Raw genomic sequence first — 25,500 nt, forward strand, 5'->3', positions numbered from 1 at the left:
TTCATCTGAAAACCACAGATATTGAAGGCTGGAAGCACGAGCTACTCAACCTCGTTATTTGGATTTGCTACAATCATGGTGTCAGAAAGAAAGTTCCCAAATTGCAACTGCACAACAAATTGGAACTCCCCAAGTAACCTTTTTTCAAAGTAAGATTGTTATTACTGAACAGGCATTTGAAATTTTCTTCGGTGGGTGCTGTGCTATCCTGGAACTTTTCACAAAAAAAGTGCGGCAACCTGACTATATAATTCACTGCGGGATTGGTGTATGCAAGCAAGTGATTGCAAATATGTGGAACAGTTTCTGGAGAAGATCCTGGTTGAGAGAAATGCCACACTTAACACGATCAGCAGCTACCGGACCGATCTCAGATTATTGGGCGCCTTTCTCAAAAAAAAAGGTCTAAAAGATGCATCTAAAGAGGATTTGTATGGATACATCGCCGACTTGCGAGCTCAACAACTCTCCAACGCAACGATACGAAGAAAAACAGCGACTTTTAGGCAATTTTTCTCATTTCTGTACTCCGAAAAAATCTCCAGCGGCAATCCAGCTCAAACTCTTGAGCTTCCCAAAAAGACATTAGTACTTCCTAGGTACCTAACCAAAGAAGAAGTTTTGTCCTTACTTACCTTTCTAGAAACAGGGCAGCCTGCAACCCTACGATTGTATGCAATCCTGGAGATTTTATATTCCTCTGGTATGCGGGTTTCCGAACTTATAAACATGAAAATTTCCGACATACGACCACTTCTTAATGGGCAGCAGCATATCATCATCGTTGGGAAGGGTAGAAAGGAGAGGATATTGCCATTCTCTAAAAAAGCAATACAAGTGCTCAAGCTATATCTAACTTCCTATCAAAGCAATTCCCCTTGGCTTTTTCCGGGTGCAGGAAGAAAAGATAGACCAATGTCAAGACAAAGACTAGGACAGCTACTGAAAGAGCTTGCGTTAAAGTGTAGCATTGATCCCAAACGAATCTCTCCACATGTCATTCGCCACTCCTTTGCAACACACCTGCTAGATAATGGAATGGACATCAAGGTCGTGCAAGATTTACTAGGACATGCGCAGATTACAACCACCCAAATTTATACTCATATTTCACAAAACAAGCTTCACAAGGAAATCGAAGCTAAGCATCCACTCTCCTCAAAAAAAATCGGATAAACACCTTTTTAGGTCGAAACAGGCACATTAACTGATCAATGCATTCGCACCAGTAACTAACACAGCGTTGAATCAGAATAGTTCATGCTTGAATTTAGATATTCTCGAATATCCATAAAATAGGACTAAAACATGCGCGATGGTGCATGTGCACGTCCTGTTTGTATGTCTCTGCACCCGTTTTTGTTTGAGTTTGTTGTTGTGCTTGCTGCCTAAGCTGTCTTTTTACGCCCTCGTAAGCAGTAAAGGTGTGCTGGTTTGTTTATTTCGGAGGTAAAAATAATGTCTGATTGTGTTTCTTTGCGTAGCCGTGGTCTAAAGGGTAAGCCGGAGATTTTGTTTTTTATAGCACATACTGTGCTTGGATTGGCCTTAGCCTCGTTAACCGTTACATTCTGTGCAGTGCGTTTGTGCAAGCAGATCGCTGCAGGGAAGTCTTTAAAGAGTCTTGCAGCAAACATTGCTCTAATCGGAGTAAGTGGTGCATTTCTTTTGTCACTGCTTTTATACACCGCCCTTTCTGCAGGACATGCGGTAGAGTCTAAAGGTACTGCTCCATCTGATGTAGGAAATGAAACAGTTGAGCGAGAAGTTGAAGCTGGGTCCGCAGGCTTAACGTGTGTCGTGGACGCTGCTGCTCATTTTGTTGCTCCATCTGATTCTGATGTAAGAGATGAAACAGTTGAGCGAGAAGTTGAAGCTGGGTCCGCAGGCTTAACGTGTGTCGTGGATGCTGCTCCATCTGCTGAGGAAAGCGATGCGCAACCACAGGAGAGTGGATTGCCTGAAGATAATGATACAGAAGTGCATTCGGAAGGCGATGACGCAGTCGTGCAAAGGAATGTGAATCATCTAGAAACTTCGCAAGGTTCTCCTTCTTCAGCCCTATTTAACAATGGAAACAGTGGCTTAGATTCTCAGAATTTTGGTGGAGATCTCAGCACTTCTCCTGTTTTTCAAGAAGTGAAATCAGAGCCACTTTCAAATTCTGAAACCCTAGGACGTTAGTTATCTTGTTAGAGTGTGTCTTTTAGGTTAGCCTTCGTGGAGAACACAACCCCACAAAGGTGTTTTGCTTTGTACAGATGTATCGTAGCTGAGTGTGATGTAGGGAATCGTTTAGACGTTTTCCTGCATCGTTATTTACCCTTTTTTTCTCGTACCTTTATTAAGCACTGCATAAAAGGTGGCAGGGTTAAAGCTGACGGAAAGATTCGGTTGGAGCCTTCTAAACAGGTTTTATTGGGTGAGGAGTACCACTTGCTTGACCTACCTTTAGAACAAAAACCCAGACACGCATTCGTACAACCTCTGGATGTAAGATACGAAGACGATTCCTTACTCGTCATTCATAAGCCTGCTGGCCTCGTTGTTCATCCTGGAATAGGTAACAAAGAACAAACACTTGTCAACATTCTTGAGCACCACTACCCTACAGAACAACTCAGCAATCTTGACTCATCTCGTCCAGGGATAGTGCACCGACTAGACAAGGATACAGCTGGTTTCCTTATTGTAGCGAAAACTAATCCCTCACATGTACGCCTTTCCGAGATGATCAAAGAAGGTGTTATTCGGCGTGAGTATCTTGCACTTGTCCATTCCGTTCCAGCATCCTTGCGTGGAGAGATAAAGAAATCAATAAAAAGGGGACAGAGAAAAATGATGATAGGCAAGTGTAGCGGAAAACCTGCCTTGACTTACTACAACGTCCTTGCACGTACGGTTGACAGAAAATATAGTCTTGTTCATTGCAAGTTGGGAAGCGGAAGAACGCATCAAATCAGGTTACATATGAAATCCATAGGTTGCCCCGTTGTGGGGGACAAGTTGTATGGACTCAAGAGAGACGCTGATCTTTGTGCCGCACACCATGCCTTATGGGCTTATTCTCTTCAATTTAGGCACCCGTTTACCGATAAGAATATGGCCTTTTACATTGAGCCAGCTAGTATAATTCAGCCCTTTTTAGAAAAAATTCCTATCAGCTGAAGTTTACCCGTGGCACTTCTAGAAGACAGAGGAACTACATGACCAGAGTAATCCCAAAGTATATTGGAAGCAGCATGAATTCCGTAATGATCCAGTGTTCTATCCTGATTAGGACTAGGGTTGCTTAGTTCAATCCCGCCCATTCACATTAGAAACAGAGGCGGAAATACGCACATTAACTCATTAATATATTTACGTCAGGGATCAACACACCATTAGACGAGATTGTTCATACTCGAATCATAATATCCTTGAATGTCTGTTCAGATAATGCTATAACACCCCTAGTGATACACGTGCACGTTGTGTTTTTCGTCGTTGTGTTGTCTTTTTTTGTTGAACTGTTTTTACGTCCTGAGCCGTGCCTTGCATGGTGGGGGATTGAAATCTATTATTTTTTTTAGGAGATGATGGGTATGCCAGATCAAAATCATGGGGTTCCTATAGCGAGTCCTGTTACACGAACCAAGGGAAAGTTTCGTTCTTCTATAACGCTTTCCATGTTTGCTTTCTTTTCAGTCGTCGCGTTACTATGTACTGCGTTCTTTGTGGTGCGTTTGTGCAGACAGATTGCTGCCGGAGAGTCTAAAGGGGATCTTACAGTGAATAGTGCTATGCTTGCATTGTTCGGTGTGGTTGCAGTATTTCTAATTGCGGCCACAGTGTACTCAGCAGTACGTTCCGCAAGATCTAAAAGTGCAGGTGAAGGCCTAGGTCCTCTTCTTTCATACGAACCTACTACGGAAAGTGGTGCAGAAGCAGGGGGTGCGCGATCGCCTGCTGGAGATACTAACTCAGGGGTACCTCAAGGAGCCAATAGAAGCCTCGAACCAGGGAATGTGGATCATACTGGAGAACCTGGGCTTTTGCCAGGAGGTGCTTTTTCTTCAGGGCCATTGGGTGGTAGAAGCGGTGTCTTAGGTGGTCAGGATTTTCAGGCAAGTGAGACTCCTCCTCGTTTTCGAACAACGGGAGTGGTACCACCCACAGGTGTTCAAACCGGAGAACCTGAGCTACTTTTAGGTTAGCCTTCGTGGGAAACACAACCCCACAAAGGTGTCTTGCTTTGTACAGATGTATCGTACCTGGGTGCGATGTGGGGAATCGTTTGGACGTTTTCCCGCATCGTTGTTTGCCCTATTTTTCTCGTAGCTTTGTTAAGCGCTGCATAAAGTTTATTTGCTGGATGCTTTTCCTGTTTTATTTGCGACAGGATTTTAGGTTACATATAACTGTGCATTGTGCTTTATCCTATACAAGAATGCATATTCAGTCATTCGAAAAGATATAAATTAAATTACACTAAGCCCAGTCCGTACAGTTTTTCATTTAGGTTTATTGTTGGTAGGTGAAATACGTTAGCAGTTTGATCACCGTAAGTGGTATTTGTGGTCCAGGAACATTTGATAATCTAAGTTGCGGTAATAGATAAATCGTTCAAGGGAAAAGTATTTTTTTGCTCATGTGATATTGTCAAGACCAATGCACTAGCGCCGACTACCTCTTTAGAGACACGGCACTTTGAAGCATGAGGGAGCAATTTTTCACTCTTTTTACCGATAGAATGATAGATGTGGATGTCTCCTGGATTCCCATTTTTTACTGTACAGAGGAGAGTTGTTAGAAAATTTCATGGATCTAGTCCAAGGTGGATAGTCTCGTCGTATTGTTGTAGAATGGGTGAGTGTTGAGGCTGGATGGCAGATTGGTTATGCGGAGGACTGCAAATCCTTTTAGGTCGGTTCGATTCCGGCTCCGGCCTTTTTCGTTGTGTTTAGCACTTCCGTAGTTGTTTCTTGTCGGGCCTCTTTTTGTAGCCCCTTTTTGGTTTTTTGGTATGAAGTTCGTTTTGCCGACGGTCTTTGGGCTAGTACTTCTGGTGCTGGCTTTCAAGTTCATAGGGGGTGGCGTTCGTTCTGAAAATGAAAAAGCAGGCGTAGAAGTAAATTCATTGCGTACCATACTTGTCGAACCGGTGTTGCGGGCGATTGTTATAAATGGCTATGGAACTGTTGATGCCGCACAGCATTACTTTTTGTATTCGCAGGTACCTGGGGAGGTCGTGGAAAAACTTGCTAGGGATGGGCAGATATTGCAAGAGGGTGATACGTTGCTCCGTATTAATAGTGATGTGTGTGAAGCTCAGTTGCAAAGTCTGAAGGCTCTACTAGAAGAAAGGAAAATTGAGTACCGGGCTGCTAAAGAGCTTAAGGATAGTGGCCATTTGTCAGAAGTAAAACTCTCAGCTGCGCTTGCTGGTCTCAAAAAAGCTGAAGCGGATCTGAAGGTCCTAGAAAGGCAAATGGAAAAACACACGATAAAGGCCCCGGTTTCAGGCGTACTTGGGAAGATAAATGTTGCCGTTGGAGATCTTGTGTCACCAGGGGTGACGCTCATAGCGGAGTTGATCCCACTCGGGGACTATATTGTGCGAATGAATGTTTCAGAGGCGGACATTTTAAATGTGAAGGAAGGTATGGAAGCTGATGTTATTCTTCCCGGGATAGGTGCTATAAAGGGGAAAACAAGGTTCGTTTCACTTGTTCCGAATGGTCCTACAGGAGCATTTCTCGTTGAAGTTGGAGTTGAGCCCAAGGAATGGAGTGGAAATCGTGTACCACTCGGAATGGTGGTCGATACAAGGGTGATCGTGGATAGAAAGTTTCTCTATAAAGTACCTGGTGGTGCGCTCTTCCTAGGAAAAGATGGGAAGATCGCCGTAGAGATTCTCAAAGATGGTTTGCTCCAGCCCATTGAAGTGGGGATAGTGGAAGAAGAGGGCGAGGATTTTTGGATACAGCAGAGCACAGTGGGGGGACAGATAGAAATTGTTGTTGCTGGTGGGGGACTTTCCAGACGCCAGGAACTTAAAGCGAGCTGAGCTGGGTTTCTTTTTCTTCGTTTTTTGGTTACTAATTTTGCAGTGGTGGCGGGGCGCGATTTTTTGTGTTGGATATCTTTTTTACTCTCCAGGGTTATTTTTTGCAGTTTTTTGTAATACCGATGCTCATTTGTGTGGGTTTCTGGGTTTCCTGCAAAATGGGGTGGATACATATTCTCAAGCTACCGGTCGCTTTGAAGTGTCTTTTTGCTCCAGCTGAGGGTTGTAGAAAAAACATTTCTTCCTTTTCGGCTTTTTCAGCTATATTAGGTGGAAATCTGGGAGTTGGTAATCTTTCCGGTACTGCGATTGCGCTTGCTACTGGGGGTCCCGGTTCGATTATATGGATGATTCTAATCATTCTTTTCACTGCTTCCATTAAGTATGTGACTTGTTACTTAAGTCTTGTTTACAGGACAAAGAGAGGTACGCGCTTTATTGGTGGTCCCATGTATTTTCTTCGAGATGGGCTTAAATCTAAGGTTTTGGCACTCCTTTTTTGTATAGGATTGATTTGTACGGCAACCATTGGCGGTGGCTTGGTTCAAGTGAACTCTCTTGCTTTGCCGATGGATTATCTCCACATACCAAGGATCTATGGGGGTTTAATTTTCACAGTCTTAGTTGCGCTTGTAACTTTTGGTAGGCTTCGCTTTTTTACTCAAGTGGTTTCGTTTATAGTGCCCTTTATGGCTATTGGGTATCTGGGTGTCTCGCTTTACATACTTGTTTTGCACGCGGATAGAATCCCGAATGCAATTTCACTTATGCTAACATCGGTTTGGAGCAGAACGGATATACAAGGTGGAGTTGTTGGATTTGCATGGATGCAGTTTTTGACTACGATGCAGATGGGTATTTCCAGGGGCATATTTGCTTCGGATATCGGCTTCGGATTGGAGGGTATACTTCACGCAAACGTGAAACAGGAAGAAGGTCATAAGTTGCCGTTAGAGATAGAACAAGGTCTTATAGGTGTGATCTCACCGTTTATTGTTTTGCTGGTCTGTTTTGTTACAGCCTTGGTGCTTATGGTGACAGGTGTTGCATGGGGTCCCTTTGAAAGTACCAATATGTGTTTTGAGGCTTTCAAGGTTGGTGCTGAAAGTGATGTTGCAGGGTACTCACTTATCGTTGTGTTATTCTGTTTTGCGTTTACAACAGTCTTGACATGGTCTTTCTGCGCGCAATGTGCGTTTGAATATCTCACGAATTATAATCCCAAAGTACTCAGATTGTGGAAAGTTTTCTTCGTTCTCGTATTGCCCTTTGGAGCACTATCGGAGGTGTACTTTCTTTGGAGGGTAGTTGACTTTACTTCTGCGATTATGCTTGTGACGAATTTAGTAGGAATGGTGTTTCTTGCAGGGGGTGTTGTGCACGAAACCAATAACAGTGTTTGAGAATTGTGAGTTTACTAGGTTAGATGTGTTTGTTATTCTGACAGCAAGTTCTCTTCGTGTTTTTGGATGAAAAAATGGAATCTACCAACCGGTAGTGACAGAAAGGTTGCCTTCATTGATGCTAGAATCGTTGATCCAGAAAGCGGATTAGAAGTTCTTGGGGATTTGGTTGTTCATAAGGGGCGGATTAGTGATTTTGGGGAATCCCTCCTTAGCGATGTTGAACTTAAATCTTTCGATGAAGTTGTGAATTGTGATGGGCATATTCTCATGCCTGGCATTATAGACATACATGTTCATTTAAGGGATCCGGGACAATTACACAACGAGGATATACATTCTGGTACCAAATCTGCAGCTGCTGGTGGTGTGACTACAGTTGTTTGTCAACCTAATACTGATCCTCCGATTGATACAGTTGAAACTCTTGCATACATACGAGATAAGGCAAAAAGAGTTGGTTTTGTAAACGTCTTATGTTACGCGTCGATTACTGGGAGGTGGAGAGAGCTTACTGACATGTTTGCCTTGCACAAAGCTGGCGCAGTTGGTTTCACGGATGATGGTCTTCCGGTTATGAACTCACTTTTTATGAGACAAGCTTTCATGAACGCTGCGCTTCTGAAGGTACCGGTAGCACAGCATGCGGAGGATCTAGATCTTTCTAATGGTGGCTGCATAAATGAGGGGTTGATGTCTCATAAGTTAAATGTTCCGGGAATTCCGCACATTGCTGAGTCTGTCATGGTTGCAAGAGACGTATTACTTTTGGAACAACTTGATGCACATTACCACGTATTACACGTCTCAACGAAGAAAACGGTTGAAATAGTCAGAGCAGCAAAAGATAAGGGAATGAGAGTAACCTGTGAAGTAACACCACACCATTTTCTTTTAACCGAAGAGGCTGTAGATGGATATAACACCGCTGCTAAAATGAATCCCCCGCTGCGAACAGAACAAGATCGCCTCTGCATGATTGAGGCGCTTAAAGACGGCACTATTGATGCTATAGCTTCGGATCATGCACCGCATAACGAGGTTTATAAGGAGCTTCCACTAAAAGAGGCCGCGTTCGGAGTTGTTGGATTGGAGACAATGCTACCGCTATCATTAGAGCTATACCACTCCGGGGCTCTGGATCTGCATTCATTGCTTGCAAAACTAACATGCAATCCTGCAAGGATTGTTGGTTCTGAGGCTGGAAGAATAAAGGTAGGAGCTCCTGCGGACCTTGTTCTGCTGGACCTTAATTCGGAGGTAAGAATAGATACAAGACAGTTTGCTAGTAAATCGAAGAATTCGCCTTTTGGAGGACGTAAGACCAGAGGCAAAGTTTTACGTACTATTGTTGGTGGAGATACAGTGTATACGAATGTGTAAGAAAGCTCCCATTAATATTCCTTTCTTTTGATGTTTCAGCACTGAATTAGTTTGTTTGCGCTGACTTTTTAGGTATTGTCCTGTGTAGGTGCAGTACACATGAGTGTGTGAAAAAAGACTTTTGCTGCCCAGGAAGCTCCGATTACAGGTCCCGTTTAGCAAAAGACTTTTTGGAAATTTTGTATTGGAAAGGGCAGAACTTACACGATTTCTAAAAGGTAGATGCTACTAACTTAGATAAATTTTTTAGGCAGCGATCCAGATCCTCTTTTTCAGGAAATGTGGCCTGAATGACATATGGTACAGAAGGGGTAACTTTTCCGTGCGATTTACCAATTCTCTCTTTCATAGAATCTATGAAACTTATGTTTTTGCAAATCTCCTTATCGAGTATGATGAGCAAATATAGGGCTTCACTCAGTTCTGTGTGAATAATTAGTACTCCTGTTCGGGGTCTTATTCCTGATGCAAGGCTCAGCAGGATTTCTCTTGATATGCCCTGAACATTTTTAGTAACTATTTCCACTGATCCGTACCTTTCTGTTTGGGCTTCTGCATTTGCGACAATGGACTGATATACGCTTGTAATCTCTTTTTGGTGGCTCTTTTGCATTGTTTTAAGCTTTGATTGATGTTCATTGAGTTGGTAAAGCTGTGCTTGTATCTCTTCTCGCATATATTGTAAGGCAGTAAGATGTGTTACTGCTTCTATCCTGCGTACACCGTGAGCTACAGATGAAGCCGATAAAATCTTTACTAGTCCAATGCTTGAGCTTTTTTTGACATGCGTACCTCCACATAGCTCTACTGCTTCCCCTATTGAGACAACACGAACTGTATCGTCGTATTTTTCTCCGAACAATCCAATGGCGCCATCTCTTATAGCGTCATCGGTCTTTTTGACTTCCGTTATTACAGGATGATCATCCCAGATCATAAGGTTTATACAGTCTTCTATTTTAGAAAGCTCTTCCTCCGTAATAGGTTGGCTGTGACTGAAATCAAAACGCAACCTGTTTGGTGTCACTAGGGAGCCACGTTGCGAGACATGTGTACCAAGTCTTTTTCTCAAAACATGATGTAGTACATGTGTTGCCGAGTGGTTCCTGGCCAGGCTGTTTCTACGATTTATATCTATCTTGAGGTTTACTTTCTCGCCTCTACTTATTGCTTGACCCTTAATGATTTTGCACTCATGGAGGATAACTCCCTCAGTAGATTTGTAAACTTTTTCCACCTTCAGCGTGGTATTTTCTCCTTCTATTATGCCTTGATCGCTCTCTTGTCCACCTGATTCTGGGTAGAAAATCGTTTGGTCAAGTATAATTGTCAGTTCATTAGATCCCTCTTTTTCTGTTATCGCCAGGATAAGTGCTAATCCTGTAAAGTTTTCATAACCAATGAAAGGTGTTTTCCCGTGTTCCAGGAACACCGCTTTTACCTCATAACTTGAGGTTTGCGCTGTATCATTCATCCGAGAAGCCTGAGCAAGGAGCCTTTGCATTTTCATCCTTTCAGCGAAACGTTCTTCATCGACTGAAATTTTTTTCTCTTTTAAGACGTCTATCGTTATATCTAACGGGAATCCGTGAGTGTCATATAGTGTGAATGCTATGTCTCCAGATAAGGTATCGCCCCCCTTCATAGAGCTTGAAACCTCCTCGAGTAATTTCATTCCTGACTTGAGTGTGTTTCGAAAAGACTCCTCTTCTAGTGTTAATGTATCCAAAATTAGATTCTTGGCTCTTGTGAGTTCCTGGTAATAACTCCCCATGCACTCCTCGAGTACCCAAAAAAGCTTTGGTAATAACACCGTATCGAAACCAAGTACATGCGAGTACCGTACTGCTCTGCGTATTATCCTCCTCAAGACATACTCACGTCCAGTGTTACCCGGTAAAACACCATCCGCTATAAGAAAACTAGCAGAACGTAAATGATCGGCTATTACTTTGTGCGCAGCTTGGTTGTCTTTGTTGCCAGTAACCTTTTGTGATTCCTTTACAATGGCTTCGAACAATTTTGTTTTATAGTTATCATCTGTACCCTCTAGAATTGCGGCCACTCTTTCTAGTCCCATTCCTGTATCTATACACGGACACTCCATGCGCGCTAGTTCTCCGCTTTGTTTCCTTATGTACTGCATGAAAACGAGGTTCCATATCTCGACACATCTTTCTCCGGGGTCCTTGTTATCTTCAGGTATGTCTCCGGATAAGTGTTCTCCATGGTCGTAAAAGATCTCTGAGCAGGGACCACATGGGCCAATATCGCCCATCTGCCAGAAATTATCACTTGTGCTAATTCTCTTGATTTTTCTTTCCCCAAAGCCCGTTAATTTATCCCAAATCTCGAACGCTTCATCATCTTCGTGGTAGACTGTGATATACAGTTTTTCCTTACTTAACTTGAGTTCTTCGGTAACAAATTTCCAAGCTAACTCTATTGCTCTTTCCTTGAAATAGCAGCCAAAGCTGAAATTTCCCAGCATCTCAAAAAAGGTGTGGTGCCGTTTTGTAAATCCAACGTTTTCCAAGTCATTGTGTTTACCTCCAGCCCTAACGCATTTTTGTGCCGTTACGATGCTTGAGAATGGTGCTTTTTTGACATCTGCAAAGTATTCCTTAAATGGGACCATACCTGCGTTGACAAACATCAGTGAAGGATCGTCTTTTGGTACTAAAGATGCCGAAGGAAGGTGTGTGTGTCCGTTTTTGACAAAGAAATCTATGAATTTTTTTCTGAGTCCGTCTATCATAAAGCAGCCCAATGCATAGGACACGAACGTAAATGTTATGTTTTAGGGTCCTTAAAGTAAAGTACAGCAATTTTCTTGCAAGGTCTTGCAGGCGGGGTTCCTGTGCTGCTTAGAATTTGTATTGCTCCTGTAAAACATTGAACCTTCTAGAGCTGGATAGAGTTGCTTATGAAGGCTACTTTCCCGAAGATAATTTTTGTATAGGATTCCTATTTTATCATCAAAGGAAAGGCTTAATTTACGATATCCTGCAACCATCTGTAGCCGTGCTTTTTTGTTTGCAGTGCTCAATCAACTACTAGTGGATCTAGCGCCCCTTTATGTGGTGTCTGTTCTGATTGTGAGTACCTACTTCCTAGTGACTGGTCGCATTACTGCGGAGAGAATAACGTTTGTCTCAATTGTTCTACTTATAGTGTATCAGGGTTTTGTTCTCTCAAAACCGTTAGCTTTTTTAGAGAGTATAATGATTGCACCTGTTATTGCCATACTTGGTTTGGCTGTAATGGGGAGATTAGTTGCTTGTACTAGCATTGTTAACAGAGCTGCGGGTCTCATAGTAAAAATCAAGCATAAGGCACTCATACCAGTCATTTTGATACTTGTGTGCTACATGCTGAGCGCATTTGTTAACAATACACCTGTGGTGGTGCTTCTTATTTCGCTTGTTTCTACATTTGGTAAGCAAGTAGGTATAGCCAATTCCAGAATGATGCTCCCGATTGCTTTTTCTGCATCCCTTGGAGGAATGCTTACAGTTCTTGGAAGCAGTACAAATTTACTTATCTACTCAAAAGCTGAGGAGCTCGGAGTTCAATTAGGTTTCCTTGGCTTCTTCTTACCAGCGATCTTCGTAGGCATTTTTGGGATCATTTATGTGATTTTTCTTACGTTGATAGTGCCAATAAGAAAACCTGCAGAAGAGCACGCTAGAAGATTCCTTTTTGTTTTGGATTCGTCTAGGTCCGGGAGATTGATTTTCTCTTCGGTCGAGATACGTGAGATAAAAAATATTCTACATAATCACGCATTTGGGGATAATCTGGTAATGAATGAGATCGTGATTACGGAAAAATCTGAATTGATAGGCTGTAGCATATTGTCCGATAACGTTGCGAGTCACTTTAATGCATGTGCTGTTGGTATAGCACGCACTTCAGAGAAGATAGTTCCCGGATGTAGGCTAATCATTGTTTGTAAGGAAAGGACTCCTCATCATGGAGAGATGGAAGTGTTCTTCACGAAAGATAAATCGTACATTTTGGGTCATGCTAATAGCGTAAAGGTAATATGCACATTTGTTGGTATGGTTCTTTTATCCGGGATTTTAAAAATACCACTTGCTCTTACTGTTCTTTCTGCTCTTGCGCTGTTGATTATTTTGAGTGCCGTTGATGTAAAGGAGGTTTTCAGATTTCTCGAAATAAAGCTCCTACTTATGCTTGTTTACTCGCTTACTATAGGGAGATCACTAGAAATGACAGGTTTACTAGAGGATTTTGTGCAGCTTCTCTATAGATGCACAAGTACATTACCCCCTATTGGCCTAATCTGTATACTTTTCACTATAGTGACTTTACTGAACGAAGTTATGAGTAATAATGCAGTAGGATTAATTTTTACACCTGTTGTGCTAAAACTCAGCTACATGATGGGAGTAGAACCAAAGTATCTATTATGGACACTGATCTTTTCATCCAATAGTGCTTTTGCTACACCGTTTGGATATCAAGTTAACCTTATCGTCATGGAAGCAGGAAAATATAGGTATTCTGATTATCTAAAGTTTGGTTTTCCGCTCAATGTAGTTGTTTTAGTCGGCTATATCCTCTATTTGTACCTCTTTTCTGAGCTAGATTTCTTTCATAGTGTCTCCTATAAGTAGGTGTGAGTTCATGATTGTTTTTCTGGCCTTTGGACATGGATATTGCAACAGAGAAGTTTCTGTTTCTAAACGGAAGATGGTAGCACTCATTGAACAACGTATGTTTTAGGCGTACAATTCGGAGTTGTTGCGGTCGTGGTGGAATTGGTAGACACGCAGCGTTGAGGTCGCTGTGGCTAATTAAACGGCCTTGGAAGTTCAAGTCTTCTCGACCGCACGTCTTTGTTGTGCGCTCTGTCGTGCTCGCATAATTAATATTGCCCATTAGGTATCTGGTTTGGATGTTTGCGCCTTTGGCTTATGAGTTTTCCAGAGTTTCTTTTAGTGCGATTTCCATCACTAGTGGGAACAGCAGCACTGTAATCATGTTTCCAAAAAATAGTGCTGAGAAAATCCCTGGACTGTTTATATCCCACTTTAAAAGTGCAAGTGCTGTTATGATTCCGGGAATCGAAATTGGCGCGGCAAGAATAATTGGTGTGATGCGATCCGAGCGAACACTTAAACTACTGCACAGTGCACCAGTGAAGGATAGCATTCCTGTCGAGTAGCAAAGGGAACCAGCGAACGAAACTATAGTCTGGATACGCATTTTGTCGGTGTTTAAAAGGTAAAATAAACCCGTAGCAAAGAATGTTAGTAAGAGCCCTTGTTTAATCCATAATTCTAGTACAGTCTTTGTTATGAAGCGCTTGATGCTTGGACTAAACGTAACCAGTTGTTCGAGGCTTCCAGTAATCCAATATCGTGAAAAAATCCCGCTCACCGAGACTAGGTGTAGGATGTTTGTGGTCATCCAAAGCACCGGTCCGTCCATTGGACAGTTTAAGATCTGTTTGTAGAGAAGTAGCTGAAAGAAGTTGATCAATAAAAATGCTAATAGTACTATTGACGACTTGCCACGAAACATATAAGGTTCTCTCTTTGGTGGCAAGTATAACATAATAGTTATTTAAGTTTATGATGTTAGAGTTCTGCCGGTGTGGCTCTTTTTTTCTTTTGCCCGATGTCTTCTGATGATATAAAAAATGCCGAGTATATGGGAGAAAGGATGCTTGCATACTTTCGTGAAAAGTTGGTCGGCCTTAGGAAGGCTTTACTGAATCAAGGGAAGGTTGTAAAGGATGTGCTGAGCAAGTGCGCCAACTCGTATGAGGCGGACGACATCATAATGTCTGCACAAAAACGCAACTCATTGTTGGGTGAAATAGATGATGCAATTGAACGCATAGAGCAGGGCGTGTATGGTTACTGCGAGGAGACAGGTGACGAGATAGGGTTTGGTAGATTAGATCTCGAGCCCACAGCCAGGTACTGTGTTGATGTTCAGGAAAGACTCGATAAGAAAAATCGTTTTCTCAGGTCCTCTGGGAGCGTAAATAATGAAGAGGGGTGATTTTCTGCTTTGACAACTGTGGCACATGAGTGCAGAATAGTTCCCGTGTCCTATTATTTGGTCTGACTTGGTGGATAAGGAGAATCTCAACGAAACTAAGAGAGTTGTCTCTGAGAGTCTGGAGAAGAAGCTTGGCGAGTCTTACCAGGTTTTTGATAAGGGATTCATTCGTGTTGTCGACTACATGGGAAACGATCAAGCGATTGTTCAAGCTGCTCGGGTTTCCTATGGAAAGGGAACAAAAACAGTGAACCAAGATCGTGGTTTGATACATTACTTGATGCGACATGGACACACTACGCCATTCGAAATGTGTGAGATCAAGTTCCACGTAAAAATGCCGATATTTGTTGCCAGACAATGGATTAGGCACAGGACAGCTAACGTTAATGAATACTCAGCACGCTACTCAATTGTCGAGGAAGAATTTTATATTCCTGAGATTGACAAAGTTTGTTATCAATCTGCTACCAATTCTCAGGGAAGAGGAGATAGGCTTGAGCAGGAATTTGCACAAGAATTTTGTGATTTTCTCACAAAAAGTAATAGTTCTACATACGATGAATATACGCGCTTCATACGGAAAGGATTAGCTCGTGAGATCGCACGTATTGGGATGCCCTTGAATACCTACACAGAAATGTATTGGAAGGTGGATTTGCATAATCTGTTTCACTTTTTGAAATTACGTTCACATCAAGGGGCACAGTACGAGATTCGCAAGTACGCTGAGGTCATGGAGGAAATTGTGAGTTCCTGGGTTCCGATGGCGTATGAAGCCTTTTTAGAATATGTAAAACACGCAAAAACGCTTTCTAGAAGTGCGATTAAGTACGTCCGCGGTAATCTCAAGGGAGAACTTTCTTCCGAAAGGGAAAAATACGGTATTGGTGCTCGTGAATTTACTGAATTAACCGAAATACTTGGTGGAACGGGAAAGGAATAGAGAGGCTAGTTGTATGAGGCTTTTCAGGATGGGGTTGTAGCCTTTTTATCCTTGAAGCAGGAATGAAAATCAATTAGATTTAATTGGTCGTGGTGGTCTAGAGAGAAGATATAGGATGACATTAGCTAGATATGACAACCCTTGGGGTTCTGATGACGAACCACCACGGAGGACGAGAGCAACTCATAGAAATGTTTACGATATAGAGGGGCTTCTTTTGTCTGTTCGTGGTAAATTTTTTCGTCGTAGTGGGCCCAGGTTCAGCTGGTGGTTTGTTTTTTCTCTCCTTGGTTTGTTTGGCGTCTTTTGGCTTTTATCGGGCTTTTATATTGTTAACCCAGAGGAGCAGGCGGTGGAGCTTACCTTCGGTAAGTATACAGGAATGGCGGACCCAGGTCTCAGGTACCATTTTCCTTTTCCGATTGGTCGTGTCGATAAAGTAAAAGTAGCTGCCATAAATCGTAACGAAATAGGTTATTCTTCGGGCAAAAAAGGGGAAGGTGAGGGCATAATGCTCACAGGTGATGAGAATATTGTCAATGCAAATTTCGAAGTTCAATGGCGGATAAAGGACGCCTATAAGTTTCTGTATAAAGTCAGAGATTATGGGTTTGGGTTGAGTGTCAAAGGTGCTGCGGAAAGTGCCATGAGGGATGCAATTGGGCAAAATAAGATATCCTTTATTTTGAGAGGTGAAGGTAGGGCAAAAATCGCTTCAGATACGAAAAAACAATTGCAAGAAATCCTTGATGGTTATGATATGGGCGTAGAGGTACTTTCGATCCAAATGAAAAAAGTTGACCCTCCTGAGAAAGTGATAGATGCTTTCCGTGATGTGCAGAGTGCTCGTGCTGATAAGGAAAGAGAAATCAACCAAGCCTACTCTTATAGGAACGACGCTTTACCTAGAGCTCGTGGTGAGGCTGAGGTTGCCTTGCAAGGTGCACAAGCCTATAAGATAGAAGTCATAAATCGTGCAGTGGGTGACACAACAAGGTTCACCGAGGTGTATAACGAGTATAGGATTAATCCTGACATAACAAAGGTGAGAATGCGAATTGAAATGCTCGAAGAGGTTTATAAGAACACCGAGAAAGTCATCGCTGATGATAGCAACATATTCAAGTTCTTCGATTTACAGAAGGGCGGTGTCAAATGAGAGGAGTTTTGGCAGCCGTTATAGGCTTTTTTTTACTGTTGAATCTCAGCGTGTTTGTAGTTCCCGAGGGATATAACGCCATAGTTTTGCAGTTCGGTGAGGTGGTAACTGAAAAGCCACTTGAACCAGGTTTGCATTTTAAGATCCCGTTCATCAATAAAGTCATAGTGATCGATACAAGGATACAAGACTTATCATCCGATTCTAGGGAAGTCATTGCTGCTGATCAGAAGAGATTGATAGTCAGTTATTACGCGAAATATAAGATCACAGATCCTGTGCAATTTTACCGCTCTACTAGGAATATAACCAATCTCGAAAGTAGGTTGGGTCCGGTGGTTGAAGCAAATATGAGGGAACAGATAGGTCTGGTACCTCTTGTAAGTATTCTTACAGAGGAGAGGGCAGATGTGATGAACAAGATAAAATTGCATTCAGGAAATGTTGCGTCAGATTTTGGGGTCGCTGTGGTAGATGTTCGTATCAAAAGGACTGACCTTCCGGAAGAAAATAGTGGTGCGATCTTTAAAAGGATGCAAACAGAACGAGAAAAAGAAGCACGTGAAATAAGGGCACAGGGTTATCAGGAAGCGCAGAAAATAATCGCGAATGCTGATAGGGAGAAGAAAGTCATTCTAACTGAAGCATATGCAAAGGCGCAATCGATCAAAGGTGAAGGTGATGCTGAGGCTGCTAAGCTATATGCAAAGGCCTATGCGGTCGATCAAGATTTTTATAAGTTTTACAGGACGATAATTGCGTACAGGAAGGCTTTTGATCGGGGTAATACAAAATTTATTATCAACTCGAATGATAAGTTTTTGGCTACATTAAAGGATGTTAATGAGAAGAAATAGGTTTTATGAGATATTTCTCCTAGCTGTACTTTTGAACTTTTCTTTTGCTGCTGGGGCTGTGCCATCTGAGGGGTTTTCTGATGTTGTTTCGAGTCTTGCTCCTGCGGTTGTGAATATTTCCAGCGAATACAGGTTAAGGATGGATAACCAGGGTCTCTGTGGTAACCCAGCTATTTTGGAAGAGTTTTCTGAATTTTGTGAGCGCCTTAAACCGTTTTTTCGCAACAAGAACCCGGGTAAGAAATACGGGACATCTTTAGGTTCTGGCTTTTTGATTTCCGATGATGGGCTTATAGTTACGAATTATCATGTAATTGCGAATGCTGATAAAATCAGGGTCGTTTTGAGTCAATGTAGTGAAGCGTGCCAACAGTATGAGGCTACAGTGATTGGGTATGATAAAAAGACCGATCTTGCTGCACTAAAAATTTCTGGAGCAAGTGGCCTGCCATATTTGCGTTTTGGCGACTCGTCTAAGATGAGGCCCGGGGACTGGGTTATAGCAGTTGGTAATCCTTTTGGTTTGGGAGGTTCTGTCAGTGCCGGGATTGTCTCGGCTATCAGTAGAGAAATTGGTCTATCTCAGAACAGCGATTTCATACAGACGGACGTTGTGCTCAATTCTGGTAATTCTGGAGGACCGCTTTGCAATGCAAAGGGTGAAGTAATTGGTGTAAATACCGCTGCTGTGTATTCTAATGGTGGAAGTGCCGGGATTGGTTTTGCTGTGCCGTCGAATGTTGCTAAGCCAGTGATAGAAGCTCTAGCTAAGGGTAAGCAAATTCAGCGTGGATGGATAGGGATTGTCATCCAGGAGATCACAAACGAGACAAAAGACTCGCTTGGTGGAGACTTATCCGGTGTCCTAGTGGCGAGTATTGAAAAAGATGGACCTGCGTACAAAGCTGGGATGAGGGTTGGAGACGTTATTACAGCTGTGGACGGGGAGAAAATTAGTGGTTCAAGGAGATTAGTAAGGGAAGTTTCTGGGCGGAAGATAGGTGACACAATAGTACTCTCTGTAGTTAGGGACCCTCTTAAAAATAAGGAGACGGTGTCTTTGAAGATAAAAATTGAAAAAACACCACAAAGATATGCGGACGATCGAGCATCGCAGTTGGAGGTCGTAGGATTAGTGGTCTCCAATCTGACTGATACGATTAGGAATTCGTTTGGACTTGGTGCAAGCATTGAAGGGGTAGTGGTCTTGGCCGTTGATCCTGATAAAGAGAGTTTTCTCAAAGCCGGGGATATAATTGTCGGGGTTGGTACCAACAGGCAGATTTCTACTGTCCAAGAATTTAAACAGCATATAGACGAAGCAAAGAAAAAGGGGCAGAGGTCCCTCCTGATGCTGATAAATCGTGGTAAGCAGACGATTTTTGCGGCCGTAAGCTTAGATGACTAGTTCTACCTCTAATGCGGCGGCAGACATTCGTACATCTTAGGGTACGAAGCGATTATTCGCTCTTGAGGGCAGTCACCAAACCTAGGAAAATTGTCGATCTGGCCCGCGCTGCTGGTATGCCAGCTGTGGCGCTCACTGATATTGATACAATGGCAGGGGCGCTTGAGTTTGCCGAGTATGCTAAGGCCTCTGGTATTCAGCCGATTATTGGAGTTGATCTTTCGATTTCACATAATCGTGTTGATTCACGTTTACTCTTGATTGCAAAAAACGAAGAGGGCTACCGCAACATGATTAAGCTCTCTGGGATAGTTTCCTTGCGGAGAGTTGCGCTAAATGAGGTTTTTACATATAGCAAGGGTCTAATTCTTCTGTTAGGAGAGTTCTTTATTGATGCTATCAATAGTTACTCGATTGATGCCGAAACTTTGGTGTCCGATCTAAAGCAAGTCTTTGATAAGGATCTTTTTATCGAAATACAACGTTTGGGTAATCAATCTGCAGAGGAAAAACTTATTCAACTCGGATATAAGCATAATATTCCTTTTGTTGCTACAAACGATGTTCTTTTTCCAGATACGGATTTCAGGGAGGCGCATGATGTATTGACCTGCATAGGTAGCCTTACGTATGTCAACGATATAAACCGCATACATTACTCTCCAGAGTCGTATTTTAAAAGTACAGAGGAAATGGTTGCACTTTTTGCGGATTTGAAGGAGGCGCTGCACAATACTGTCTTGATAGCACGTCGTTGCAGCTTTATGCCAGAAGTGAGAAGTCCTATTCTGCCTAAGTTTGAATGCGAAATGGATGAGAGTGATGAGTTGAGGCGTCTAAGTTATGCTGGCTTACAAAGAAGGATGGGGGCTGATGTTCCACAAAATTATTTGGATAGGCTCGAGTATGAGCTTGGTATTATCATTGACATGAATTATGCTGGCTACTTTTTGATAGTAGCTGACTTCATATGTTGGAGTAAAGCCAACGGTATCGTTGTTGGTCCCGGAAGAGGATCTGGAGTCGGATCAATAGTTGCTTGGTGTCTGGGTATTACGGGTTTAGATCCACTAAAATTTGCCCTTTTTTTTGAGAGGTTCTTGAATCCGGTTCGTGTATCAATGCCGGATTTTGATGTGGACTTCTGTCAGGAAAAGCGCCACCTTGTGATAGAGTACGTGAGAAAAAAATATGGTCACGTTGCTCAAATAATGACTTTTGGTACTCTCCAGCCTAGAGCTGCATTGCGAGATGTTGGCAGGGTGCTGCAGCTACCGTATGGTCGAGTCGATAGAATCTGTAAAATGATTCCTAACAATCCAGCTAATCCGATTTCTCTGCAGGAAGCAATAAATCTTGACAAAGATCTCCAAAAAGAAAGTGAAAATGATGAATCTATAGCAAAATTGCTTGATCTTGCTCTTAAGTTGGAAGGAACGCTAAGGCATGCATCTACCCATGCTGCTGGAATAGTTATTAGTGATACTCCAATAGACGATTATCTTCCTATTTACCACGACAAGGAGTCAGATATTCCAGTTACTCAGTATTCGATGAAATATGTTGAGAAAGCAGGATTAATAAAGTTTGATTTTCTTGGTTTGAAAACGTTAACAGTGATCAATCAGGCGTGCTCATTGGTACGCTTAAAAAATCCTAATTTTGATATAGATTCCATTCCTCTTGACGATAAAAGGACGTATGACCTTCTTTCAGCGGGAAATGCGATAGGTGTATTTCAGTTGGATAATGCGTACATGTGTGAGACGTTAAAACGTCTGCATCCGGACTGTTTTGAAGATATAATTGCCCTGATTTCGCTTAATAGGCCCGGTCCTATGGCAAATATTCCGACATATATAGCAAGGAAGCATAGAAAAGAAGCAGTTAAATATCCACATCCGCTACTCGAGTCTTCATTGAAGGAAACTTTTGGTGTTGTCATCTATCAAGAGCAGGTAATGGAAATGGTTAGGCTTCTTGCTGGGTATACACTAGCTGAAGCAGATATTCTCCGCCGTGTTATGGGTAAGAAAATACGTGCGGAAATGTCAGAACAAGCCGAGAAATTTGTTGAGGGTGCAAAACGTAACGGTATCGATACAGAAAGAGCTCGAGAAATCTTCGAGATGATAGAAAAATTTGCTGGCTATGGTTTTAATAAGTCACATGCTGCTGCATATGCGCTAATCTCATATCAAACAGCCTTTCTCAAGGCTAACTTTCCACTTGAATTTACAACGGCCGCTCTTAATCTTGAATTGCACCATACAGACAAGCTTGCAATCCTAATACAAGATGCGAAAAACTGTGGTATTACAATTTTGCCCCCAGATATAAATAAGTCAAAAATTTTCTTCTCCATTGAAGATAATGCGATAAGGTACTCACTTGCGGCTTTGAAAAATGTTGGAGAAGCTGCAGCTTCAGCAATACAGAAAAGAAGCCCGTTCAAAACAATTGCTGAACTTCAAAGATGCTTGGATGGAAAAATGGTTCATAGAAAAGCTGTTGAAAGTCTTATAAAGTCGGGCGCTTTAGATGTACTTTCTCCTGAGAGGAGTGGACTTTATTCTTGTCTGAAGGACTTAGTGGGAAAAGAGGATGATGGTGCACAGATGACATTATTTGAAATCGCCGCAACCAAACCCGAAAAGACCGTAAAGCCCTGGAATTTTTTTGAAAGGACACAGTGTGAATTTGATGCCTTTGGCTTTTTTCTTTATGATCATCCTCTTTTTCCATACCGAAAATTTTTAAAGCTTTCACCGAATCAAATTGCTGGTGTGATAACTGAACTGAGGATAAGATCGAGAGGGGACAGAAAGTTCGCCGTGATGCATGTTTCAACAGTAAACGATATATACACTGTTGTGTTTTACGAGTCCGACGTTATAGATTCTAGACGTGAACTTTTTGTGGTTGGTGTAAAGGTCGTACTGACGCTCTTAAAGAGTGATAATGGCTATGTATGTAGTAATTTGGCTGAATTACATGAATTTATCTTTGCGGATTATAACGGAAGGTTTGCAATTCTCGTCAATCGTAAGGAACAGGTCACCGCATTGAAGGATGTTCTAAGGCGTGGTGGTAAGTATGAGGTTACACTCGTTGTACGTAATGATTCTCAATACACGAGGATTGTTCTAGGTCATGATTTTGATCTTGCGGTTGACAAGCTTGCGTTAATTGAGGGGGTGGAGATTCTCAAGTATAGGGCATGCTGGAGCGGTACGCTTAATTAGTACATGAGTATCGGGTGAGTATTTTAAGATCATTCGTTCTTGCTTGTAGTGTATTTGAAATTACTGGTGCTATAGCAATTTAATACTTCATACAAGTGTGTTACACTCTACGACGTCCTTGGGATGTAGCCAAGCGGTAAGGCAACGGTTTTTGGTATCGTGATGCGCAGGTTCGAATCCTGCCATCCCAGCTCCCGTAGTTTTGTCTTGTGCTTCTACTCGTCGGACGGCTTTTTCCTTCTTAGAAGGACGTAATATGCACCTTCGCCCCCGTGGTGCGGTAGTGCCTCTGCTACGAATTTGATCAGACCTCGTATTTCGGCGTTGTTTTCTAGCCATGGTACAAAACTTGTCTTAATAACTGCATCGCCAGTTCTTCCTTTTCCGACAATAACTAGAAGATAACGAAAACCGCTTACGTAATTTTCTAAAATGAATTTGATTGTTTTCTGGTAAGCACTTTCCATGGTTTCACCGTGAAGGTCTAGTGTCTTGTCTATATTGACCTTTCCGCGTTTGATTTTTCGTAAAAAATCAGGATCCGCACTTTTAGCGAAGTCAAGATCACTTGTGCTCAAGCTACTTGGTTTATTGTATGTCACAACTTTGCCTTTTATGTTTGGTGTAAGGTCCCTTACAGTTTTTTTTAGGTTATGACATGGGTAGGCAAATTTGTCTGAAACCTTGGTGATGTCTTGTATAAAACTGTCCCAGTCTGTTGTGTTTTCATACTGTATACTCATGTGAGAATTTTCTGTCGTGCTGATAGAAATCATGCTTATGTTACAAGTTTTATCATCTTCTCTAGACACGTTAGGGTTGTCCCAAGTACTTTCCTTTCCGTGCGAGTGAGTATACATGTTGATGCCCTGTATACTTCGTATTCCCACCTTCTCTAATAATTTTATGGAATGGTCGTGTAAATTGGTAGTGTATTTATAGGGAGGGTATTGTACGAATTCCGTGCTTGTGTCACTGCTGAGGAGTCTGTTTTTCGTGTTGTTGTGTTTGTCGTGTATGTACGGTCCTAGGACAGCGTTTATATATCTTATTTCAGCACCAGACTCTAGCATCTTAAGAACCGTATTTTGGACTAATTCATCTGACCTATTGAGATCTACATTTGCGATTCCTATAACACGGTTTATATGATCAGAGAGCAGTAAAGGGACAGAGTTTGTTGTTTTTATCACGAGAAGTAGGTTAGGCTTGTTCGTTACAAGCGCGTTGCATTTTAGGAAGCCGGTACTTGGACTGTCTGCGAATATGCAAACACTGGATTGCGATTGTTTGGGTAAAACGTATGCTTTCCCCTGCAATTCCATATGGGCAAAATCGCTTAGGTTTGTCAGAGAGTCTCCTTCGAGTAGGACATCACAAAGAAAGGAATGTTCTATTATGTGTGTGTTATGCCTATCGAATGAAGGTAGAGCTATCCTAAAAGCGGATCTCTTACGCATCTGCTTCGGTTCTGGGAAATACCAGAACAGTAACATACTAGTATAATCCCACACAACCTGTGTATATGGATCTTCAGGTTCACACTATACAGATAAATTGGTATAATCTCTGCTGTTTTTCTCTGCTAAAATGAAAGAAAACACCCACTCTTCCATTACTGTGCAACAAGATGCATTGACAAGAATTCTTGGGAATCTTGTTAGTGTGTCGACAAGGAAAAGCACCATAGCTTATCTGTCGCATGTTAGGGTACGTTTCACTGGTACCTCAGTAGAGTTAACCACAACTGATAATGAGCTTTCACTTACGGATTCATTGCTGGGAATTGAAGGTGTAATTGATGCAGCAATCTCAGTAGATGCGTTCAGATTGTATGAGATAGTCAAGCGTCTTCCAACTGATGTTGGAGTTGTCCTCTCGATTGAAAAGGATAATTTAGTTGTTCGTAGCAAAAGAATAGAGTTCTCCTTACCATACTTAGATGCAAAACATTTTCCACTGATAAGTGAAGAGGAAAAAATTGGGCAAATTAACTTTGCGGGGGATGAGATAAGGAGTCTCTTCAATAAGGTGCGGTTTGCCACTTCAAATGAATCAACGAGGCAACATCTCAATGGTGTATATTTTGAGTCGGATGGTGAGAAAATAACTGTCGCTGCAACCGATGTACACAGGCTTGCAGTGGCTACACTTACAAAAAAGACGGGTCTTAAGTTTTCTTGCATAATTCCAAAGAAGACCGTGTCAGAGATGATTAAGCTTTCTTCGAGCAAGGAAGTTGAACTCTTCCTTCATGGGAGGGAGTACATCAGTAGGATAAAGATGGTGTTCGGGAGTGTTCGTTTAAATTCAAAGTTGATAGCCGGTACATTCCCAAATTTTGCTGCGGTTATTCCGCAGAGCTTCAAGTCTTCTCTAACATTTGATAGAAAGGCTTTAGCGACCAGTATAGAAAGAGTTGGCCTTGTTTCGCCCGATCAGAGCCGTGCAATTAGTATTGGCATTAAGGGCAAGCAACTTTATCTCGATGCTAGCAATTCTGATGCGAGTTTTGGGCGAGAATTATTGGAATTAAATGAAGACACTGGTGAGGAGATTAGCATCTATTTTAATCATGTTTACCTCTTGGATATACTCTCGGCTCTGGATAATAAAGAGGTGACAATGAAGTTTAACAATGCAACTTCCCAAGTCTTATTTCAGGGTGATGAAAGTGCTTTGTATGTTGTTATGCCAATGGCTTTCTAGATCTCTAGGGTTTTGCACCTCTCCTTCCTCCTGTGAAGAAGCATGTTTACAAAGCTAACCCTAAAGATTAGAATTTCTCTGCTGGCCCGGTAGCTCAGTTGGTAGAGCAAAGGACTGAAAATCCTTGTGTCACTGGTTCGAGTCCGGTTCGGGCCACGCGATGTAAGGCTCATTGATTTGAGCTCCGTTCGCTCCCGTGTTCTGTTGTTCTAGGTTGGGTGTCTGGTTCCTTTCTACTTAAAGACAAGGTTGCTCCATAAGTTCGCTGAGCGGAAATCGCGAACGCGAGGTATCAGTGTCTC

The 25,500-nt window shown here is 42.2% G+C and carries 18 protein-coding genes and 4 tRNA genes; 19 read left to right on the forward strand and 3 right to left on the reverse strand.

From position 1 onward, the window contains the following. The first annotated feature begins 270 nt into the window (after positions 1–270). The 8 genes from xerA to NRI_RS00635 all read left to right on the forward strand — a co-directional run bounded on the left by xerA (position 271) and on the right by NRI_RS00635 (position 8,835). A complete protein-coding gene (gene xerA / locus NRI_RS00600) occupies positions 271–1,176 on the forward strand; it encodes a site-specific tyrosine recombinase/integron integrase (RefSeq protein WP_015816032.1) in 906 nt (301 codons plus the stop codon). Between the two features lie 258 nt (positions 1,177–1,434). Further along, on the forward strand, positions 1,435–2,184 hold the full coding sequence (locus NRI_RS00605) for a hypothetical protein (RefSeq protein ID WP_148205699.1): 750 nt from the start codon (positions 1,435–1,437) through the stop codon (positions 2,182–2,184). A 15-nt stretch (positions 2,185–2,199) separates the two neighbouring features. Next, positions 2,200–3,168 (forward strand): RluA family pseudouridine synthase, encoded by a 969-nt coding sequence (locus NRI_RS00610; RefSeq protein WP_148205700.1) that lies wholly within the window; start codon positions 2,200–2,202, stop codon positions 3,166–3,168. Between the two features lie 416 nt (positions 3,169–3,584). Continuing rightward, positions 3,585–4,196, forward strand: a complete 612-nt coding sequence (locus tag NRI_RS00615; protein ID WP_015816035.1) for a hypothetical protein — start codon at positions 3,585–3,587, stop codon at positions 4,194–4,196. Positions 4,197–4,859: 663 nt separating this feature from the next. Beyond that, positions 4,860–4,930: transfer RNA gene (locus tag NRI_RS00620), tRNA-Cys, on the forward strand. Between the two features lie 75 nt (positions 4,931–5,005). Continuing rightward, positions 5,006–6,049, forward strand: coding sequence for an efflux RND transporter periplasmic adaptor subunit (locus tag NRI_RS00625; RefSeq protein ID WP_049751187.1), 1,044 nt, complete (start codon positions 5,006–5,008; stop codon positions 6,047–6,049). Positions 6,050–6,171: 122 nt separating this feature from the next. Continuing rightward, positions 6,172–7,452, forward strand: a complete 1,281-nt coding sequence (locus NRI_RS00630; protein WP_274377737.1) for an alanine/glycine:cation symporter family protein — start codon at positions 6,172–6,174, stop codon at positions 7,450–7,452. Positions 7,453–7,518: 66 nt separating this feature from the next. Next, a complete protein-coding gene (locus tag NRI_RS00635; RefSeq protein WP_015816038.1) occupies positions 7,519–8,835 on the forward strand; it encodes a dihydroorotase in 1,317 nt (438 codons plus the stop codon). Between the two features lie 211 nt (positions 8,836–9,046). Here the strand turns inward: NRI_RS00635 and alaS are convergent, their stop codons facing one another. Further along, the gene (alaS, locus tag NRI_RS00640; RefSeq protein WP_015816039.1) at positions 9,047–11,593 is read right to left on the reverse strand and encodes an alanine--tRNA ligase; all 2,547 of its coding nucleotides are present in this window, start codon (positions 11,591–11,593) and stop codon (positions 9,047–9,049) included. Between the two features lie 340 nt (positions 11,594–11,933). Here alaS and NRI_RS00645 point away from each other — a divergent pair, with 340 nt between their 5' ends. Together NRI_RS00645 and NRI_RS00650 are read left to right on the forward strand one after the other, a co-directional pair. Further along, positions 11,934–13,478 (forward strand): SLC13 family permease, encoded by a 1,545-nt coding sequence (locus NRI_RS00645; protein ID WP_238523017.1) that lies wholly within the window; start codon positions 11,934–11,936, stop codon positions 13,476–13,478. Positions 13,479–13,607: 129 nt separating this feature from the next. Next, a tRNA-Leu gene (locus NRI_RS00650) sits at positions 13,608–13,695 on the forward strand. A gap of 81 nt (positions 13,696–13,776) precedes the next feature. On the opposite strand, the gene NRI_RS04095 is transcribed toward NRI_RS00650, so the two are convergent. After that, positions 13,777–14,421, reverse strand: coding sequence for a heme exporter protein CcmB (locus tag NRI_RS04095; protein WP_322785197.1), 645 nt, complete (start codon positions 14,419–14,421; stop codon positions 13,777–13,779). A 63-nt stretch (positions 14,422–14,484) separates the two neighbouring features. Between NRI_RS04095 and NRI_RS00660 the strand changes: the two genes are divergently transcribed. The 7 genes from NRI_RS00660 to NRI_RS00690 all read left to right on the forward strand — a co-directional run bounded on the left by NRI_RS00660 (position 14,485) and on the right by NRI_RS00690 (position 22,680). Next, the gene (locus tag NRI_RS00660) at positions 14,485–14,874 is read left to right on the forward strand and encodes a TraR/DksA family transcriptional regulator (protein WP_015816044.1); all 390 of its coding nucleotides are present in this window, start codon (positions 14,485–14,487) and stop codon (positions 14,872–14,874) included. Positions 14,875–14,944: 70 nt separating this feature from the next. Beyond that, complete coding sequence (gene thyX / locus NRI_RS00665; protein WP_015816045.1) at positions 14,945–15,820, forward strand: FAD-dependent thymidylate synthase; 876 nt, start codon at positions 14,945–14,947, stop codon at positions 15,818–15,820. 115 nt (positions 15,821–15,935) lie between these two features. Next, positions 15,936–16,979, forward strand: coding sequence for an FtsH protease activity modulator HflK (gene hflK, locus NRI_RS00670; RefSeq protein ID WP_015816046.1), 1,044 nt, complete (start codon positions 15,936–15,938; stop codon positions 16,977–16,979). Continuing rightward, positions 16,976–17,836 carry a protease modulator HflC gene (gene hflC / locus NRI_RS00675; RefSeq protein ID WP_015816047.1) on the forward strand — a complete coding sequence of 287 codons (861 nt, stop codon included), beginning with the start codon at positions 16,976–16,978 and terminating at the stop codon, positions 17,834–17,836. Before hflK ends, hflC begins: the two co-directional genes overlap by 4 nt. Continuing rightward, complete coding sequence (locus NRI_RS00680; RefSeq protein ID WP_015816048.1) at positions 17,823–19,244, forward strand: Do family serine endopeptidase; 1,422 nt, start codon at positions 17,823–17,825, stop codon at positions 19,242–19,244. The genes hflC and NRI_RS00680 overlap by 14 nt, the downstream gene beginning before the upstream one ends. An 11-nt stretch (positions 19,245–19,255) precedes the next feature. Beyond that, positions 19,256–22,489 carry a DNA polymerase III subunit alpha gene (dnaE, locus tag NRI_RS00685; RefSeq protein ID WP_041351394.1) on the forward strand — a complete coding sequence of 1,078 codons (3,234 nt, stop codon included), beginning with the start codon at positions 19,256–19,258 and terminating at the stop codon, positions 22,487–22,489. A gap of 119 nt (positions 22,490–22,608) precedes the next feature. Next, positions 22,609–22,680, forward strand: a tRNA-Gln gene (locus NRI_RS00690). A 24-nt stretch (positions 22,681–22,704) separates the two neighbouring features. Here the strand turns inward: NRI_RS00690 and NRI_RS00695 are convergent. Then, positions 22,705–23,949, reverse strand: a complete 1,245-nt coding sequence (locus NRI_RS00695) for a Smr/MutS family protein (RefSeq protein ID WP_238523019.1) — start codon at positions 23,947–23,949, stop codon at positions 22,705–22,707. Between the two features lie 130 nt (positions 23,950–24,079). Here NRI_RS00695 and dnaN point away from each other — a divergent pair, with 130 nt between their 5' ends. Continuing rightward, complete coding sequence (gene dnaN / locus NRI_RS00700) at positions 24,080–25,198, forward strand: DNA polymerase III subunit beta (RefSeq protein WP_015816051.1); 1,119 nt, start codon at positions 24,080–24,082, stop codon at positions 25,196–25,198. 83 nt (positions 25,199–25,281) lie between these two features. After that, positions 25,282–25,354 (forward strand) — tRNA-Phe (locus tag NRI_RS00705). The last annotated feature ends 146 nt before the right edge of the window (positions 25,355–25,500 follow it).

This window comes from Neorickettsia risticii str. Illinois (genome assembly GCF_000022525.1).
Taxonomy (GTDB): Bacteria; Pseudomonadota; Alphaproteobacteria; order Rickettsiales; family Anaplasmataceae; genus Neorickettsia; species Neorickettsia risticii.

What these genes read in the sequence shown, in the direction of transcription:
- NRI_RS00695 (WP_238523019.1), bottom strand. Translation starts at nt 23,949, where the DNA reads ATGCGTAAGAGATCCGCTTTTAGGATAGCTCTACCTTCATTCGATAGG.
- NRI_RS00625 (WP_049751187.1), top strand. Translation starts at nt 5,006, where the DNA reads ATGAAGTTCGTTTTGCCGACGGTCTTTGGGCTAGTACTTCTGGTGCTG.
- NRI_RS00660 (WP_015816044.1), top strand. Translation starts at nt 14,485, where the DNA reads ATGTCTTCTGATGATATAAAAAATGCCGAGTATATGGGAGAAAGGATG.
- NRI_RS00630 (WP_274377737.1), top strand. Translation starts at nt 6,172, where the DNA reads ATGCTCATTTGTGTGGGTTTCTGGGTTTCCTGCAAAATGGGGTGGATA.
- dnaE (WP_041351394.1), top strand. Translation starts at nt 19,256, where the DNA reads ATGCGGCGGCAGACATTCGTACATCTTAGGGTACGAAGCGATTATTCG.
- NRI_RS04095 (WP_322785197.1), bottom strand. Translation starts at nt 14,421, where the DNA reads ATGTTATACTTGCCACCAAAGAGAGAACCTTATATGTTTCGTGGCAAG.
- NRI_RS00635 (WP_015816038.1), top strand. Translation starts at nt 7,519, where the DNA reads ATGAAAAAATGGAATCTACCAACCGGTAGTGACAGAAAGGTTGCCTTC.
- xerA (WP_015816032.1), top strand. Translation starts at nt 271, where the DNA reads ATGCAAGCAAGTGATTGCAAATATGTGGAACAGTTTCTGGAGAAGATC.
- hflK (WP_015816046.1), top strand. Translation starts at nt 15,936, where the DNA reads ATGACATTAGCTAGATATGACAACCCTTGGGGTTCTGATGACGAACCA.
- NRI_RS00680 (WP_015816048.1), top strand. Translation starts at nt 17,823, where the DNA reads ATGAGAAGAAATAGGTTTTATGAGATATTTCTCCTAGCTGTACTTTTG.
- alaS (WP_015816039.1), bottom strand. Translation starts at nt 11,593, where the DNA reads ATGATAGACGGACTCAGAAAAAAATTCATAGATTTCTTTGTCAAAAAC.
- NRI_RS00615 (WP_015816035.1), top strand. Translation starts at nt 3,585, where the DNA reads ATGCCAGATCAAAATCATGGGGTTCCTATAGCGAGTCCTGTTACACGA.
- hflC (WP_015816047.1), top strand. Translation starts at nt 16,976, where the DNA reads ATGAGAGGAGTTTTGGCAGCCGTTATAGGCTTTTTTTTACTGTTGAAT.
- dnaN (WP_015816051.1), top strand. Translation starts at nt 24,080, where the DNA reads ATGAAAGAAAACACCCACTCTTCCATTACTGTGCAACAAGATGCATTG.